Annotated in this window: 12 protein-coding genes; 4 read left to right on the plus strand and 8 right to left on the minus strand. The window is 74.7% G+C overall.

Going from position 1 to position 14,246, the window contains the following annotated elements:
• Positions 1–20 precede the first annotated feature (20 nt).
• The 4 genes from glpK (at position 21) to JNO44_RS11725 (ending at position 5,321) form a co-directional block, all read left to right on the plus strand.
• Positions 21–1,577 (plus strand): glycerol kinase GlpK, encoded by a 1,557-nt coding sequence (glpK, locus tag JNO44_RS11710; RefSeq protein ID WP_205363670.1) that lies wholly within the window; start codon positions 21–23, stop codon positions 1,575–1,577.
• 13 nt (positions 1,578–1,590) lie between these two features.
• Positions 1,591–3,195, plus strand: a complete 1,605-nt coding sequence (locus tag JNO44_RS11715; protein ID WP_073445319.1) for a glycerol-3-phosphate dehydrogenase/oxidase — start codon at positions 1,591–1,593, stop codon at positions 3,193–3,195.
• A gap of 218 nt (positions 3,196–3,413) precedes the next feature.
• Positions 3,414–4,559, plus strand: coding sequence for an LLM class flavin-dependent oxidoreductase (locus JNO44_RS11720; protein ID WP_205363672.1), 1,146 nt, complete (start codon positions 3,414–3,416; stop codon positions 4,557–4,559).
• A 90-nt stretch (positions 4,560–4,649) separates the two neighbouring features.
• Entirely contained in the window at positions 4,650–5,321 is a 672-nt protein-coding gene (locus JNO44_RS11725) for a FadR/GntR family transcriptional regulator (protein WP_205363675.1), read from the plus strand.
• Between the two features lie 19 nt (positions 5,322–5,340).
• On the opposite strand, the gene JNO44_RS11730 is transcribed toward JNO44_RS11725, so the two are convergent.
• The 8 genes from JNO44_RS11730 to JNO44_RS11765 all read right to left on the minus strand — a co-directional run bounded on the left by JNO44_RS11730 (position 5,341) and on the right by JNO44_RS11765 (position 14,164).
• Positions 5,341–6,126 (minus strand): SDR family NAD(P)-dependent oxidoreductase, encoded by a 786-nt coding sequence (locus JNO44_RS11730; protein ID WP_205363677.1) that lies wholly within the window; start codon positions 6,124–6,126, stop codon positions 5,341–5,343.
• 196 nt (positions 6,127–6,322) lie between these two features.
• Positions 6,323–7,171, minus strand: a complete 849-nt coding sequence (locus JNO44_RS11735) for an amidohydrolase family protein (protein WP_205363678.1) — start codon at positions 7,169–7,171, stop codon at positions 6,323–6,325.
• 37 nt (positions 7,172–7,208) lie between these two features.
• Positions 7,209–8,222 carry an aldo/keto reductase gene (locus tag JNO44_RS11740; RefSeq protein WP_205363679.1) on the minus strand — a complete coding sequence of 338 codons (1,014 nt, stop codon included), beginning with the start codon at positions 8,220–8,222 and terminating at the stop codon, positions 7,209–7,211.
• A 13-nt stretch (positions 8,223–8,235) separates the two neighbouring features.
• Complete coding sequence (locus JNO44_RS11745; protein WP_205363680.1) at positions 8,236–9,267, minus strand: ABC transporter permease; 1,032 nt, start codon at positions 9,265–9,267, stop codon at positions 8,236–8,238.
• Positions 9,264–10,886: a sugar ABC transporter ATP-binding protein gene (locus JNO44_RS11750; protein ID WP_205363681.1), complete on the minus strand. Its 1,623-nt coding sequence runs from the start codon at positions 10,884–10,886 to the stop codon at positions 9,264–9,266. Before JNO44_RS11750 ends, JNO44_RS11745 begins: the two co-directional genes overlap by 4 nt.
• Positions 10,883–11,935: a sugar ABC transporter substrate-binding protein gene (locus JNO44_RS11755; RefSeq protein WP_073445462.1), complete on the minus strand. Its 1,053-nt coding sequence runs from the start codon at positions 11,933–11,935 to the stop codon at positions 10,883–10,885. The genes JNO44_RS11750 and JNO44_RS11755 overlap by 4 nt, the downstream gene beginning before the upstream one ends.
• 115 nt (positions 11,936–12,050) lie before the next feature.
• Positions 12,051–12,836, minus strand: a complete 786-nt coding sequence (locus tag JNO44_RS11760) for an SDR family NAD(P)-dependent oxidoreductase (RefSeq protein ID WP_205363682.1) — start codon at positions 12,834–12,836, stop codon at positions 12,051–12,053.
• Positions 12,833–14,164 carry an enolase C-terminal domain-like protein gene (locus JNO44_RS11765; RefSeq protein WP_205363684.1) on the minus strand — a complete coding sequence of 444 codons (1,332 nt, stop codon included), beginning with the start codon at positions 14,162–14,164 and terminating at the stop codon, positions 12,833–12,835. Before JNO44_RS11765 ends, JNO44_RS11760 begins: the two co-directional genes overlap by 4 nt.
• Positions 14,165–14,246 lie beyond the last annotated feature (82 nt).

Below are 14,246 nucleotides of genomic sequence, written 5' to 3' on the forward strand. Positions count from 1 at the left end.
ACCGCAACCTGGAGCACACCATGAGCGACACCCCCAGCACCTCCTCGCACGGCCACGGCCCGTTCATCGCGGCGATCGACCAGGGCACCACGTCCAGCCGCTGCATCGTCTTCGACCGGGACGGCCGGATCGTCTCGGTCGACCAGAAGGAACACGAGCAGATCTTCCCCAAGCCGGGTTGGGTCGAACACAACGCCACCGAGATCTGGACCAACGTCCAGCAGGTCGTCGAGGGCGCCATCGAGAAGGCCGCGCAGAGCAACCCCGGCTTCACCTCGGCCGACGTCAAGGCGATCGGCATCACCAACCAGCGCGAGACCACCCTCCTTTGGGACAAGAACACCGGTGAGCCGGTCCACAACGCCATCGTCTGGCAGGACACCCGCACCGACGGGCTCTGCCGCGAGCTGGGCCGCAACGTCGGCCAGGACCGCTTCCGCCGGGAGACCGGCCTGCCGCTGGCCTCGTACTTCGCCGGCCCGAAGGTCCGCTGGCTGCTGGACAACGTCGAGGGGCTGCGCGAGCGCGCCGAGCGCGGCGACATCCTCTTCGGCACCATGGACTCCTGGGTCATCTGGAACCTCACCGGCGGTGTCAACGGCGGCGTGCACGTCACGGACGTCACCAACGCCTCCCGCACCCTCCTGATGAACCTGCACACCCTCCAGTGGGACGAGCGGATCCTGGACTCGCTGGAGATCCCGGCGGCCGTGCTGCCGGAGATCCGTTCCTCCGCCGAGGTCTACGGCACCACCGCCGCCGGTGTGCTCGAAGGCGTCCCGGTCGCCTCCGCGCTCGGCGACCAGCAGGCCGCGCTCTTCGGCCAGACCTGCTTCGCCGAGGGCGAGGCCAAGTCCACCTACGGCACCGGCACCTTCATGCTGATGAACACCGGCCACCAGCCGGTGAACTCCTACAACGGGCTGCTGACCACGGTCGGTTACCGGATCGGCGACGAACAGCCGGTCTACGCCCTGGAGGGCTCCATCGCCGTCACCGGCTCGCTCGTCCAGTGGATGCGCGACCAGATGGGGCTCATCAACAGCGCGGCCGAGATCGAGACGCTGGCCAGCACCGTCGAGGACAACGGCGGCGCCTACTTCGTGCCGGCCTTCTCCGGCCTGTTCGCCCCGTACTGGCGCTCGGACGCCCGCGGCGTCATCGCCGGCCTGACCCGCTACGTCACCAAGGCGCACATCGCCCGTGCCGTCCTTGAGGCCACCGCCTGGCAGACCCGCGAGATCACCGACGCCATGACCAAGGACTCCGGTGTCGACCTGACCGCGCTCAAGGTCGACGGCGGAATGACCTCCAACAACCTGCTGATGCAGACCATCTCGGACTTCCTGGACGCACCCGTGGTGCGCCCGATGGTCGCCGAGACCACCTGCCTCGGCGCTGCCTACGCGGCCGGACTGGCCGTCGGCTTCTGGTCCAGCACCGACGAACTGCGCGCCAACTGGCGCCGGGCCGCCGAATGGACCCCCCGCATGGACGCGGCCATCCGTGACCGCGAGTACAAGAACTGGCTCAAGGCCGTTGAGCGGACCATGGGCTGGCTCGACGACGAGAGCTGACGAGGAGCACATCATGAGCACCCTGCAGAGCGTCCCGGCCCTCGGGACGCACCCGGCCGCCGGTTCCCTGCCGAGCCGCGCCGAAACCCGGGAGCAGCTGTCCAAGGCGACGTACGACCTCCTGGTGATCGGCGGCGGCATCCTGGGCATCTCCACCGCCTGGCATGCCGCGCAGGCCGGACTGCGGGTTGCCCTGGTGGACGCCGGCGACTTCGCCGGCGCCACCTCCTCCGCCTCCTCCAAGCTGCTGCACGGCGGTCTGCGCTACCTGCAGACCGGTGCGGTCAAGCTGGTCGCGGAGAACCACTTCGAGCGCCGCGCGGTCTCCCGCGAGGTGGCCCCGCACCTGGCCAACCCGCTCACCTTCTACCTGCCGGTCTACAAGGGCGGCCCGCACGGCGCGGCCAAGCTCGGCGCGGGCGTCTTCGCCTACTCCGCGCTGTCCGCGTTCGGCGACGGCGTCGGCCACGTCATAAGCCCGGCCAAGGCCCAGCGGGACGTGCCGGAGCTGCGCACCGAGAACCTCAAGGCCGTGGCCGTGTACGGCGACGACCAGATGAACGACTCCCGGATGGCGCTGATGACCGTCCGCGCGGCGGTCGCCGCCGGCGCCACGGTCCTGAACCACTCCGAGGTCACCGGCCTGCGCTTCACCCAGGGCCGGGTCACCGGCGCCGAGCTCAAGGACCGCCTGGACGGCACCGAGTTCGGCGTCAACGCCCGCCTGGTGCTCAACGCCACCGGTCCCTGGGTCGACCACCTGCGCAAGCTGGAGGACCCCAACGCGGCGCCCTCCATCCGCCTGTCCAAGGGCGCGCACCTGGTCCTCAAGCGCACCTCCCCCTGGAAGGCCGCGCTGGCCACCCCGATCGACAAGTACCGCATCACCTTCGCCCTCCCCTGGGAGGACATGCTGCTGCTCGGCACCACCGACGAGGAGTACGAGGGCGACCCGGCGGACGTCGCGGTCACCGAGAAGGACACCGCCCAGATCCTGGACGAGGCCGCCTTCTCCGTCCGCGACCAGCAGCTCTCCCGCGACCTGATCACCTACTCGTTCGCCGGTCTGCGGGTGCTGCCCGGCGGCCCCGGCGACACCTCCAAGGCCAAGCGCGAGACCGTGGTCACCGAGGGCCGCGGCGGGATGCTGTCGGTGGCCGGCGGCAAGTGGACGACCTTCCGGCACATCGGCCGCACGGTGATGAACAAGCTCGCCGCGCTGCCCGGCCACCCGCTGGCCGAGGACATGGAGCCGATCTCGCAGCTGCCGAAGAAGCTCCCGCTGCCCGGTATCGCCAACCCCAACGCGGTCGCGCACCGGCTGCTGATCGACGGCGGCACCCCCGGCCCGCGGATGTCCGCCGACACCGCGCGCCACCTGGCCACCCACTACGGCTCGCTCTCCTTCGACATCGCCCGGCTGGCGAACGAGGACCCGGCGCTGGCCGAGCGGATCCACCCGGACGCGCCGGAGATCTGGGCGCAGGTCGCCTACGCCCGGGACCACGAGTGGGCCGAGACCGCCGACGACGTGCTGCGCCGCCGGACCACGCTGACCATCCGCGGCCTGGCCACGGACGACATCCGCGCCCGGGTCGAGAGCATGCTGGAGCGCTGACGAGTAGTCAGAAACCTGCACAGGTGAGGTGAGTCGGGGCGGTCCACGGGCCGCCCCGACCCCTTTCCCCGGAGCACACCGCGGCGCGCGTCCCCGTTCGGGGCGCGCGCCGCGGCCGTCCGGCGGCACGGTGCCACGCGGCCGACACACCGCGGCAACGTCCGGCGCGCACAGTGGGAGGACCACCGCCGGGGTGGCCCCCACGCCGGAAGGACGCCATGAAATTCTCCGTGCTCTCCCTGATCGGCCATGCACCGCACCCGCTGACCGGCAGGCTCCCCGCCCCCGCCGACCGGTTCGCGGAGGTCGTCGAGACCGCCGTGGCGGCCGAGCGGCTCGGCTTCGACGCGTACGCCGTCGGCGAACGGCACGCCGGGCCGTTCCTCTCCTCCAGCCCGTCGGTGGTGCTGGGCGCGCTGGCCGCGCGGACGTCCCGGATCCGGCTGCAGACCGGGGTCGCCGTCGTGGCGATCCTCGACCCGGTGCGGGTCGCCGAGGACTACGCCACGCTCACCCAACTCGCCCGCGGGCGGCTGGAGCTGGTCATCGGCAAGGGCGCGGAGGCCGGGCACTTCGCCCTCTTCGGGCTCGACGAGGAGCGGCAGTGGGACCTCCAGGCCGAGAAGTACGCCCTGTTGCGGCGGCTGTGGAGCGAGGAGAACGTCGACTGGGAGGGCGAGTTCCGGCCGCCGTTGAAGAACGTGACGACCGTGCCGCGCCCGTACGGCGGACCGCCGCGGATCTGGCACGGCTCCGCCACCAGCCGCAACTCCCCCGAACTCGCCGCGACGTACGGCGATCCGCTGTTCACCGCCAACGCGATCCAGCCGCGCGCCGCCTACGCCGAGCTGATCGCGCACTACCGGGAGCGGTTCGCCGCGCACGGGCACGACCCGGCGCGGGCCCGGGTGGCCGCCGGCTCCGGCGGGCTGCTGATCGCGAACAGCGAACGGGAGGCGATCGCCCGCTACAAGGACCTCTACGAGGCGAAGGTCGCCCAGACCTTCCAACCGCAGCTGGCGGGCAGGGCGGGCTACAACACCCCGTTCCGCACCATCGAGGACGCCATCGCGGACGGTCCGCAGCTGATCGGCTCGCCGCAGCAGATCATCGACAAGATCCTCGGCTGTCACGCGGTGTACGGGCACGACCTCCAGTCGATCAGCGTGGACGGCTTCGGCCTGGCGCACGCCGAACAGCTGGAGACGCTCCAGCGGTTCGCCGAGGAGATCGCCCCCGTGGTCCGCCGCGAGGCGCCCAGCACGCTGTGGGAGGCGGCCGACGGAGCGCCGGACGCGCAAGACGCACAGGACACGGCGCGGGACGGCGCGGCGGACGGCGACGCGGGCGGGTACGGGCGCTGAGCGCGTCCCCCGGGCCATAATGCCCCCAGACATCGGATGTCTGCGGGCGGGCCCGCGGCGTCCGGGCGGGTCCGGACGGGGAGGACGACCATGGCGGTCACCGACGAGGCCATCGAGAAGATCAAGGGGATGATCGTCTCCGGTGCGCTGCGGCCGGGCGACCGGCTGCCCAAGGAGAGCGAACTCGCCGCGGAACTGGGGCTGTCCCGCAACTCCCTGCGGGAGGCGGTGCGGGCGCTGTCGCTGATCCGGGTCCTGGACGTCCGCCAGGGCGACGGCACCTACGTCACCAGCCTGGACCCGCAACTCCTGCTGGAGGCGATGAGCTTCGTGGTGGACTTCCACCGCGACGACACGGTGCTGGAGTTCCTGGCCGTCCGCCGGATCCTGGAGCCGGCCGCCACGGGCCTGGCGGCCGGCCGGATCGCGGTGGCGGAACTGGACGCGCTCCAGGAGCAGTTGGACGCGCTGGGCCCGGCGCCGTCGGTGGAGGAGCTGGTCGCCGGCGACCTGGAGTTCCACCACCGGATCGTCGCCGCGTCCGGGAACTCGGTGCTCTGCTCCCTCCTGGACGGCCTGTCCGGCCCGACCACCCGCGCCAGGATCTGGCGCGGGCTGACCCAGGAGGGCGCGGTGGCCCGCACCCTCACCGAGCACCGGGCGATCCTCGGCGCGCTGCGCGACGGGGACGCCGAGGCGGCGCGGGCCTGGGCGACGGTGCACGTCGCGAGCGTGGAGCAGTGGCTGCGGGCGTCGCTGTGAGGGCCGCGGCGGCCGGCGGTCAGGCCGCGTAGCCGCCGTCGACCGCGAGCGCGGCACCGGTGATGTACCGGCCGCCGTCGCCCGCCAGGTGGGCCACCGTCGCCGCCACCTCCGCCGGCTGCCCGTACCTGCCGAGCGAGGTCAACTGCGCCTGGAACGCGGCGCTCTCGCCGTCCGCGGGGTTCATGTCGGTGTCGACGGGCCCGGGGTGGACGACGTTGACGGTGATGCCGCGCGGCCCCAGCTCCCGGGCCAGGGCCTTGGTCAGGCCGACGAGCGCGGCCTTGCTGGTGGCGTAGAGGGAACCGCCGGGGAAGGCCACCCGCTCGGCCATGCAGCTGCCGATCGAGATGATCCGGCCGCCCTCGCCGAGGTGGGCGGCGGCGGCCTGCGCGGCCAGGAACGGGGCCCGGACATTGGTCGCCAGCACCCGGTCCACGTCGTCGAGGGCGATCCCCTCGAAGGGGCCCATGACACCCATGCCCGCGTTGTTGACGAGGATGTCCAGCCGCCCCATCCGGTCGGCCGCGGCGGCGACCGAGGCGCGCACCGCCTCCGGGTCCGCGCCGTCGGCCCGGATCGCCCGGGCCCACCCGCCGGCCTCCGTGATCTCCTTGACCACCTGGGCGGCCAGGTCCTCCCGGTTCCGGTAGGTCAGCGCCACCATCGCCCCGTCGGCCGCCAGCCGCACCGCGATCGCCGCGCCGATGCCCCGGCTGCCGCCGGTCACCAGGGCCGCCTTGCCGGTCAGCGGGCGGGTGCCGGACGCGGTGGGTGCGGGGGTCGTGGCCGTCGTCATCGTCATCACCTTGTCTCACATCGAAATCCGAGCAATACGTACCGGTTTGGGGATGTCCGGGATGCCTTCTCTGCTTCCGGGGGCTTCCTCCGCGGTACGGCTCGATCCTCCGACAGGGCGGCGGGCGGTGCTGGCGGAATCCGGACGCCGCGGCCTTCCGCCCTCCGACGCACCGGGCATGGCCTCAGGGCTGTCCGCTGCGTCATGGCCGGGTCCGCGGCCGTGCGGCGAGGCCGTAGACCCGGGTCGCGGTGCCGCCGAAGACGGCCCTGCGCTCGGGCGCGGTGAGCCGGTCGGTGGCGGCCTCGGCGAGGGCGACGACGTCGGCGTAGTCGGCGGCCAGGGTGCAGACCGGCCAGTCGGAGCCGAACATCACCCGGTCCGGGCCGAAGGCGTCCAGGGCGTGCCGGGCGTAGGGCAGGATCTGCCGCGGCCGCCAGGCGGCCCAGTCGGCCTCGGTGACCAGCCCGGAGAGCTTGCAGGCGACGTTGGGGAGGGCGGCCAGGGCGGTGAGCGCGGACGCCCAGGACTGCCAGTCGCCGCGGGCGACGGCCGGTTTGGCGGCGTGGTCCAGCACGAACGACAGCTCGGGCAGGGCCCGTACGACGGCCTGTGCGGCGGGCAGTTCGCGCGGGGTGACCAGCAGGTCGTAGACCAGGCCGCGGTCCGCCAGGGTGCGCAGGCCGCGCCGGACCTCGGGGCGGCCGAGCCAGTCCGCGTCGGGCTCGTCCTGGACCTGGTGGCGCAGGCCGACGAGCCCGGTAGGCAGCGCCGCGAGCGCGTCCGGCAGCCCGGGGGCGGTGAGGTCGGCCCAGCCGACGACGCCGCGCACCGGGCCCTCCGCGGCGGCGACGGCGAGGAGTTCGAGAGTCTCCCGGTCCGAGGCGCAGGACTGCACCAGGACGGTGCCGTCGATGCGGTGCGCCGCGAGGTGCGGGACGAGGTCGGCCTGGGTGTAGCGGCGGCGGATCGGGTCGGCCCAGGGGCCGTCCATCCACGGCTGCGCGCGGCGGGTGGGGTCCCAGAGGTGGTGGTGGGCGTCGATGCGCATCGGGCGGCTCCCCCGGTCGGGGTCGGCGGGCGGGGCGTCAGGCGTCGGCGACAGGCCCCGGCGGCAGCGGCAGGTCCGGGTCGAGCAGACCACGGGCGACGAGGGCGTGCCAGAGGCCGTCGGGCACGGGGTGGCGGAAGAGGGCGGCGTTCTCGGCGGCCTCGGCGGGCGCGGCGGCGCCGACCACCGCCGCGACGACGGCCGGATGCCCGAACGGGAAGCGGAGCGCCGCCGCCTTCAGGGGCACGTCGAACTCGGCGCAGACGGCGGCCAGTCGGCGGGCCCGGGCCAGGACCGCCGGCGACGCCGGGGCGTAGTCGTAGGGGGCGCCGGGCGACGGGTCGGCGAGCAGCCCGGAGTTGTAGACCCCGCCGACCACCACCGAGGTGCCGCGCCGGGCGCACACCGGCAGCAGGTCGTCGACGGCGGTCCGCTCCAGCAGCGTCCAGCGGCCGGCGCAGAGCACCACGTCGACGTCCAGGTCGGCGACCAGGCGGGCCAGCACGCCGCTGTGGTTCATGCCGAAGCCGATGGCGCGGACGGTGCCCTCGGCGCGCAGGGCGGCCAGGGCCGGGTAGCCGGTCTCGTAGACCTCGCGCAGATGGTCCTCGACGTCGTGGAGGTAGACGATGTCCACCGCGGCCACGCCGAGCCGGTCCAGGGACGCCTCCAGGGTGGCGCGGATGCCGTCGCCGGTCAGGTCGCGGACGCGGGCCCGGGCGGGGGTGGCCACGAAGCCCTCGCCGGCCGCTGTCTCGCCGGGCGCGAGCGGGCGGAGCCGGCGGCCGACCTTGGTGGACAGCACGTAGCCGGCGCGGTCGACGCCGCGCAGCGCCCGACCCAGGCGCTCCTCGGAGAGGCCGACGCCGTAGTGCGGGGCGGTGTCGAGGTAGCGGGCGCCGGTGGCCAGGGCGGTGCGGACGACCGCCTCGGCACGCTCCTCGGGAACGGCGCGGTAGAGGTTGCCGAGCGGGGCGCAGCCCAGGCCCAGCGGCGGGATGACGACCCCGCTGCGGCCCAACTCCCGTGGCCCGTGGGGCGGACGGTTCATGGCGGCGGCCCCTTCACTCCTGCTGCTCGCCGCTGGTGAAGCGGGAGACGACGAGCGCGAGGAGGATGATCGCGCCGTTGAGGAACTGCGTCCACAGCGGCGGCACCCCGCCCAGCGTCATCACGTTGATGACGAGTTGGAGGGTCAGCACGCCGGTGAGCGCCCCGAAGAGGGTGCCGCGCCCGCCCTTGAGGCTGATGCCGCCGATCACCGCGGCGGCGAAGACCTGGAAGATCCAGCCGCTGCCCTGGCTGGCGGAGACCGCGCCGTAGTGGCCGGTGTACAGGACGCCGGCGAACGCGGCGAGGACCCCGGCCAGCACCAGGACGGTCCAGGTGATCCGGTCGGTGCGGATGCCGGCCGCGCGGGCCGCCTCCGGGTTGCCGCCGATCGCGTAGAGCGCCCGGCCGTGCCGAAGGTAGCCGAGCGCCGCGCCGCCGAGCGCGAAGAGCGCCAGGCAGATCCAGACGGCGGCCGGGACGCCCAGCCAGGAGGTCCGGCCCAGGTAGGCGAAGGAGTCCGGGACGTCGGCGAGCGAGCGGCCCTCGGAGAGGCCCAGGTGCAGGCCGCGCAGCATGGTGAGCATGCCCAGGGTGGCGATGAAGCCGTTGACCCGCAGCCGGAGCATGAGGAAGCCGTTGGCGGCGCCGATCGCCGCGCCCACGGCCAGGCACAGCGGGACCGCCGTCCACGAGGGCAGCAGCCCCAGGCCGGCGAACCGGCCGCCGTGGGCGGGCAGGACCAGCCACAGCGCGACCACCGGCGCCAGGCCGATCGTCGACTCCAGCGACAGGTCCATCCGCCCGCTGATCAGGACCAGCGCCTCGCCCAGCACCAACAGGCCCAGCTCGGTGGACTGTTGGACCACGCCGATGAGGTTGTCCCCGCTGAGGAAGGCCGGCGAGACGATGAAGCCGACGACGCCGAGGAGCAGGATCACCGGGACGAGCGAGAAGTCCCGCCAGCGGCCGGGCGCGATCCGGGGGCGGCGCACCGGGCCGGCCGGCGGCGCGTCGGCGGCCGGTGGGGCGGTGGTCTCGGTCATGGCGCGGTCCCTTCCGTCGTGGAGGTGTCCGGTGCGGTGGGCGGGCCCGGGGTGCCGGCGGTGACGCCCTCCATGGCGGCCACCAGGTCCGCCTCGCGCCAGCCGCGGCGGAACTCGGCCCGGACCCGGCCGCGGAAGACCGCCACCACCCGGTCGCAGATCCGCAGGTCGGCCGGTTCGTCGGAGACGATCAGCGCGCCGCGCCCGCCGTCCGCGACCTGCCGTACGACGCCCAGCAGCGCCTCCTTGGACCGGACGTCCACGCCGTTGGTGGGGCGGACGGCGACCAGGACGGCGGGGTCGCGGGCCAGCGCGCGGGCCACCACCACCTTCTGCTGGTTGCCGCCGGAGAGCCCGGAGACCGGCTGGTCGGGCCCGGTGGTCCTGATGTCCAGCGCCGCGATCATCCGCCGGGCGAACTCCCGGGTCCGGGCGGGCAGTACGGTCCCGCACGGCCCCAACGGTCCGGTGACGGCCAGGGTGAGGTTCTCGGCCACGCTGCGGGCGGGGACCAGTCCCTCGCGGTGCCGGTCCTCGGGGACGTAGCCGATGCCGGCGTCGAGGGCGTGCGGCACGCTCCCGGGGCGGACCGGTCGGCCGCGCACGGTGATCCGCCCGGCGTCCGGGGACCGAAGTCCCGCCAGCACCTCGGCGACCGCGGTGGTCCCGCCGGCGGCGGCGCCCGCCAGGCCCACCACCTCGCCGGCCCCTACGGCCAGGTCCAGCGGGCCGAAGTGCCCGCGCAGCGCCAGTCCTTCGGCCCGCAGCACCGGCGTGCCGTCGGTGCGCGGGGCGGGTGGCGCCGGCGGTGCCGGGGCGCGTGCCGGGCGCCGGTGCCCGGCGTCCTCCCCCGTCATCGCCGCCACCAGGGCGTCCTCGCCGAGCCCGGCGACCGGGGCGGTCAGCACCCGGCGGGCGTCCCGGAGGACTGTAACGGTGTCACAGAGCGCCCGGACCTCCTGGAGGTGGTGGGAGATGAACAGGAACGCCACCCCCTGCGCGCGCAGTTCCCGCAGCCGGCCGAAGAGCCGGGCGATGCCGGGTGCGTCCAGTCGCGCGGTCGGCTCGTCCAGGACGATCAGCCGGGCACCGCGCGAGAGGGCGCGGGCGATCTCGACGAACTGGAGCTGTTCGACGCCGAGTTCTTCGAGCCGGGCGGCCGGGTCGACGTCCACGCCGTAGCCGGCGAGCAGGTCCCGGGCCCGCCCGCGCAGCGCCCGCCAGCGGAGGGCGGGGCCACCGGGGAAGCGGTTGAGGAAGAGGTTCTCGGCCACCGTCAGGCCGGGCACGGTCATCGACCGCTGGTGGACGCAGGCGACCTGACGCTGCCAGGCGGCGGGGTCGCCCCAACGGGGCGCGGGGACCCCGCCGAAGGCGACCCGCCCGGCGTCCGGCCGGGCCATCCCGGTCAGCACCGACACCAGGGTGGACTTGCCGGCGCCGTTGCGGCCGACCAGGGCGTGCGCCTCGCCGGGCCGGACGGTCAGGTGGACCCCGTCGAGGGCGAGGGTGGGCCCGTAGCGCTTGACGATGCCCTCGGCCCGCACCGCCGGGGGCTCGGCGACCGCCGGCTCACGGGTCGGCTCCTCGGGCGCCGGGCCGCCGGGCGCCGCCGTCACTTCCCCTGCTCCGACTGATTGGCCCACAGGTGGGGGTCGTTGACGTTCTCCTTGGTGACCAGCGGCGCGGGCAGCTGGTCCTCCAACCCGTTCTTGATCTTCACGATGGTCGAGCCGTGGTCGGTCGGCCCGGGCCGGAAGGTCTTCCCGGCGAGCGCCGCCCGGGCGTAGTACAGCGCGTACCGGGCGTAGAGGTCGGCGGGCTGGGAGAGGGTGGCGTCCAGGGTGCCGGCCCGGATGGCGGCCAGTTCGTCGGGGATGCCGTCGTTGGAGACGAGGGTGAGGTGCCCCGGTGTCCCGACGGGTTCGAGCAGCCCGCGCTGCCGCAACAGGGCCAGCACCGGCTGGAGGAAGGCGCCGCCGGCCTGGAGGTAGACGCCGTCGAGGTCGTGGTGCTGGGCCAGCAGGCTCTGGAGCTTGGCGGAGGCGACCTCCCCCTTCCAGTCGGTGGCCAGCTCGTGGACGGTGATACCGGGGTACCTCCGCTTCATGCAGGCCGCGAACGCCTCCGAGCGGTCCCGCCCGTTGATCGAGCTGAGGTCGCCCTGGAGTTCGGCGACCCGGCCGTGGCCGCCGAGCCGCTCGCCCAGGAACACGCAGGACCGCTCCCCGTAGGCGCGGTTGTCGGCCCGGACGACCATGTAGACCGGGCCGTCGTCGGGGCGGGTGTCGACGCTGACGACCGGGATCCTCCGGTCGGCCAGGCGCCGGAGTTCGGCGGTGATGGCGCCGGTGTCCTGCGGGGCGATGACGATCGCCCGGGCGCCCTGGCCGGTCAGCGCCTGGACGTCGGAGACGACCTTGCCGATGTCGTTCTGCGAGTTGGCCAGCGGCAGCGCGGCCGGGCCGCCGTGCGCCAGGTCGGCCTTCAGGTGGTCCTGGTAGGAGTCCCAGAAGTCGGTGTCGGTGCGCGGCACGTCGATGCCGATCCGGCCGGTGGCGTCGCTGCCCCGGTTGCAGCCGGTCAGCACGGCCGCCCCGGCCAGCACGGCCAGGGCGAGCACCGCGGCTCCGGCCGCCGCGCCGGTGGTGCGGGTACGCAGTCTCATGGGGGTCCCTCGCGTCGGGTCGGTGGTCCCTCGGTCGTGGTGGGCGGCGGTCACGGGGCGACGGTGGTGGGCGGGCGGCCTCCGGGCCTCGGCCTCCGGGCGGCCTCCGGGTGGCTCAACGGGCCGGGCGCGGCCGCAGCCCCTGCATCCCGCCGTCCACGGCCAGCGCGGTGCCGGTGATGCCGGAGGCGGCCGGGGAGGCCAGGTGGACGAGTGCGGCGGCGACCTCCTGCGCGGTGACCATCCGGCCCAGGGGCTGACGGGCGTGCAGCGCGGCCCGTTCGGCGGCCGGGTCGGCGGCCCGGTCGAGCAGCCGGGCGACCCAGGGGGTGTCCGCGGTGCCGGGGTTGACGCAGTTGACGCGGATGCCGTCCCGGAGGTGGTCGGCCGCCATCGCCAGGGTCAGCGCGAGCACCGCCCCCTTGCTCGCGCCGTACAGCGCCCGCTGCGGCAGCCCGGCGGTGGCGGCGATGGAGCAGGTGTGGGTGATGGAGACCGCGCCGGGCGCGTCGGCCGCGGCCCGCCGCAGGTGCGGCAGCGCGGCCCGGGCGGTGCGCACCAGCCCCAGGACGTTGACGTCCAGGACGCGGCCCCACTCGGCGTCGTCGTTGTCCTCGACGGTGCCCACGGCGCCGATCCCGGCGTTGCCGATGAGGGTGTGCAGGGCGCCCAGCTCCGCCACCGCCGTCGCGACCGCGGCCCGGACACCGGCGTCGTCGGTGACGTCCGCGGCGATCCGCAGCGCCCCCGGGGGCGCCCCGGACGGGTCGCGGTCCAGGACGGCGACCCGGGCGCCACGGGCCAGCAGCAGGGCGGCGGTGGCCGCGCCGATCCCCGAACCGCCGCCGGTCACCAGGGCGGCCAGGCCCGCGAAGTCATCCGCTCCGGCCGGCCCGTTCATGCCGGTACCCCGGCTTCCCGGCGCGGCCCGCGGGTCCGCCACACCGGCCCGTCGGGGAAGCGGTACGCGGCCAGCGACGCCGGCTTCATCCGGGCGGAGAAGCCGGGCGCGACGGGCGCGCGGTAGCGGCCGCGCGCGAGGACCACCGGATCGGTGAAGTGCTCGTGCAGGTGGTCCACGTACTCGATCACCCGGTCCTCCCAACTCCCGGACACCGCCACGTAGTCGAACATCGCCAGGTGCTGCACCAGCTCGCACAGCCCCACCCCGCCGGCGTGCGGGCACACCGGCACCCCGTACTTCGCGGCCAGCAGCAGGATCGCCAGGTTGTCGTTGACCCCGGCCACCCGGACCGCGTCGAGCTGCACGAAGTCCACCGCGCCGGCCTGCAGCAGCTGCTTGAACACCACGCGGTTGGCGACGTGTTCGCCGGTGGCGACCTTGACCGGCTGGCCGGCGCGCACCGCGGCGTGCCCCAGGACGTCGTCCGGGCTGGTCGGCTCCTCGATCCAGTGCGGGGCGCAGGGCGCCAGCGCGGTCATCCAGCGGACCGCCTCGGCCACGTCCCAGCGCTGGTTGGCGTCGACCGCGATCCGCACGTCGGGCCCGACCGCGTCCCGGGCCAGTCGCAGCCGCCGCAGGTCGTCGTCGAGGTCGGCGCCCACCTTGAGCTTGATCTGGCCGAAGCCGTCGGCGACCGCGGCCTCGGCGAGCCGGACCAGGGTCGCGTCGTCGTGGCCGAGCCAGCCGGGCGAGGTGGTGTAGGCGGGATAGCCCTCGGCCTTGAGGCGGGCGGTGCGCCCGGCCCGGCCGGGCTCGGCGGCGCGCAGCAGGTCCAGCGCCTCGGTGGGCGTCAGCGCGTCGGTCAGGTAGCGGAAGTCCACCAGCCCGACCAGCTCTTCGGGACTCAGCCCGGCCAGCAGCTCCCAGACCGGCCGGCCGGCGCGGCGCGCGGCCAGGTCCCAGGCGGCGTTGACCACCGCCCCGGCGGCCATCTGCGCCACGCCCTTCTCCGGACCGAGCCAGCGCAGCTGGGAGTCGTGGGTGAGGGCGCGGTGCAGCGCGCCGAGCCGGCCGACGGTGGCCGGGGCGGGGCGGCCGACGACGTACGGGGCCAGGGCGCGGATCGCGGCGGCCATGACGTCGTTGCCGCGCCCGAGGGTGAAGCAGAGGCCGTGCCCGTCCGGCCCGTCGGCGGTGCGCAGCACGACATAGGCGGCGGAGTAGTCGGGATCGGGGTGCATCGCGTCCGACCCGTGCAGTTGGTCGGAGGTGGGGAAGCGGACGTCGTGGACCTCCAGCCCGGTGACGATGTCGGTTACGGCCATGGGCACGCCCCCTGGGATGTCGCGCGGATCTCGCGGAGAACATCGGACCTTTCCCGGTCCTCCGATGTATAGCCCCGCCCCG

The organism is Streptomyces noursei (assembly GCF_016917755.1).
GTDB lineage: Bacteria > Actinomycetota > Actinomycetes > Streptomycetales > Streptomycetaceae > Streptomyces > Streptomyces yunnanensis.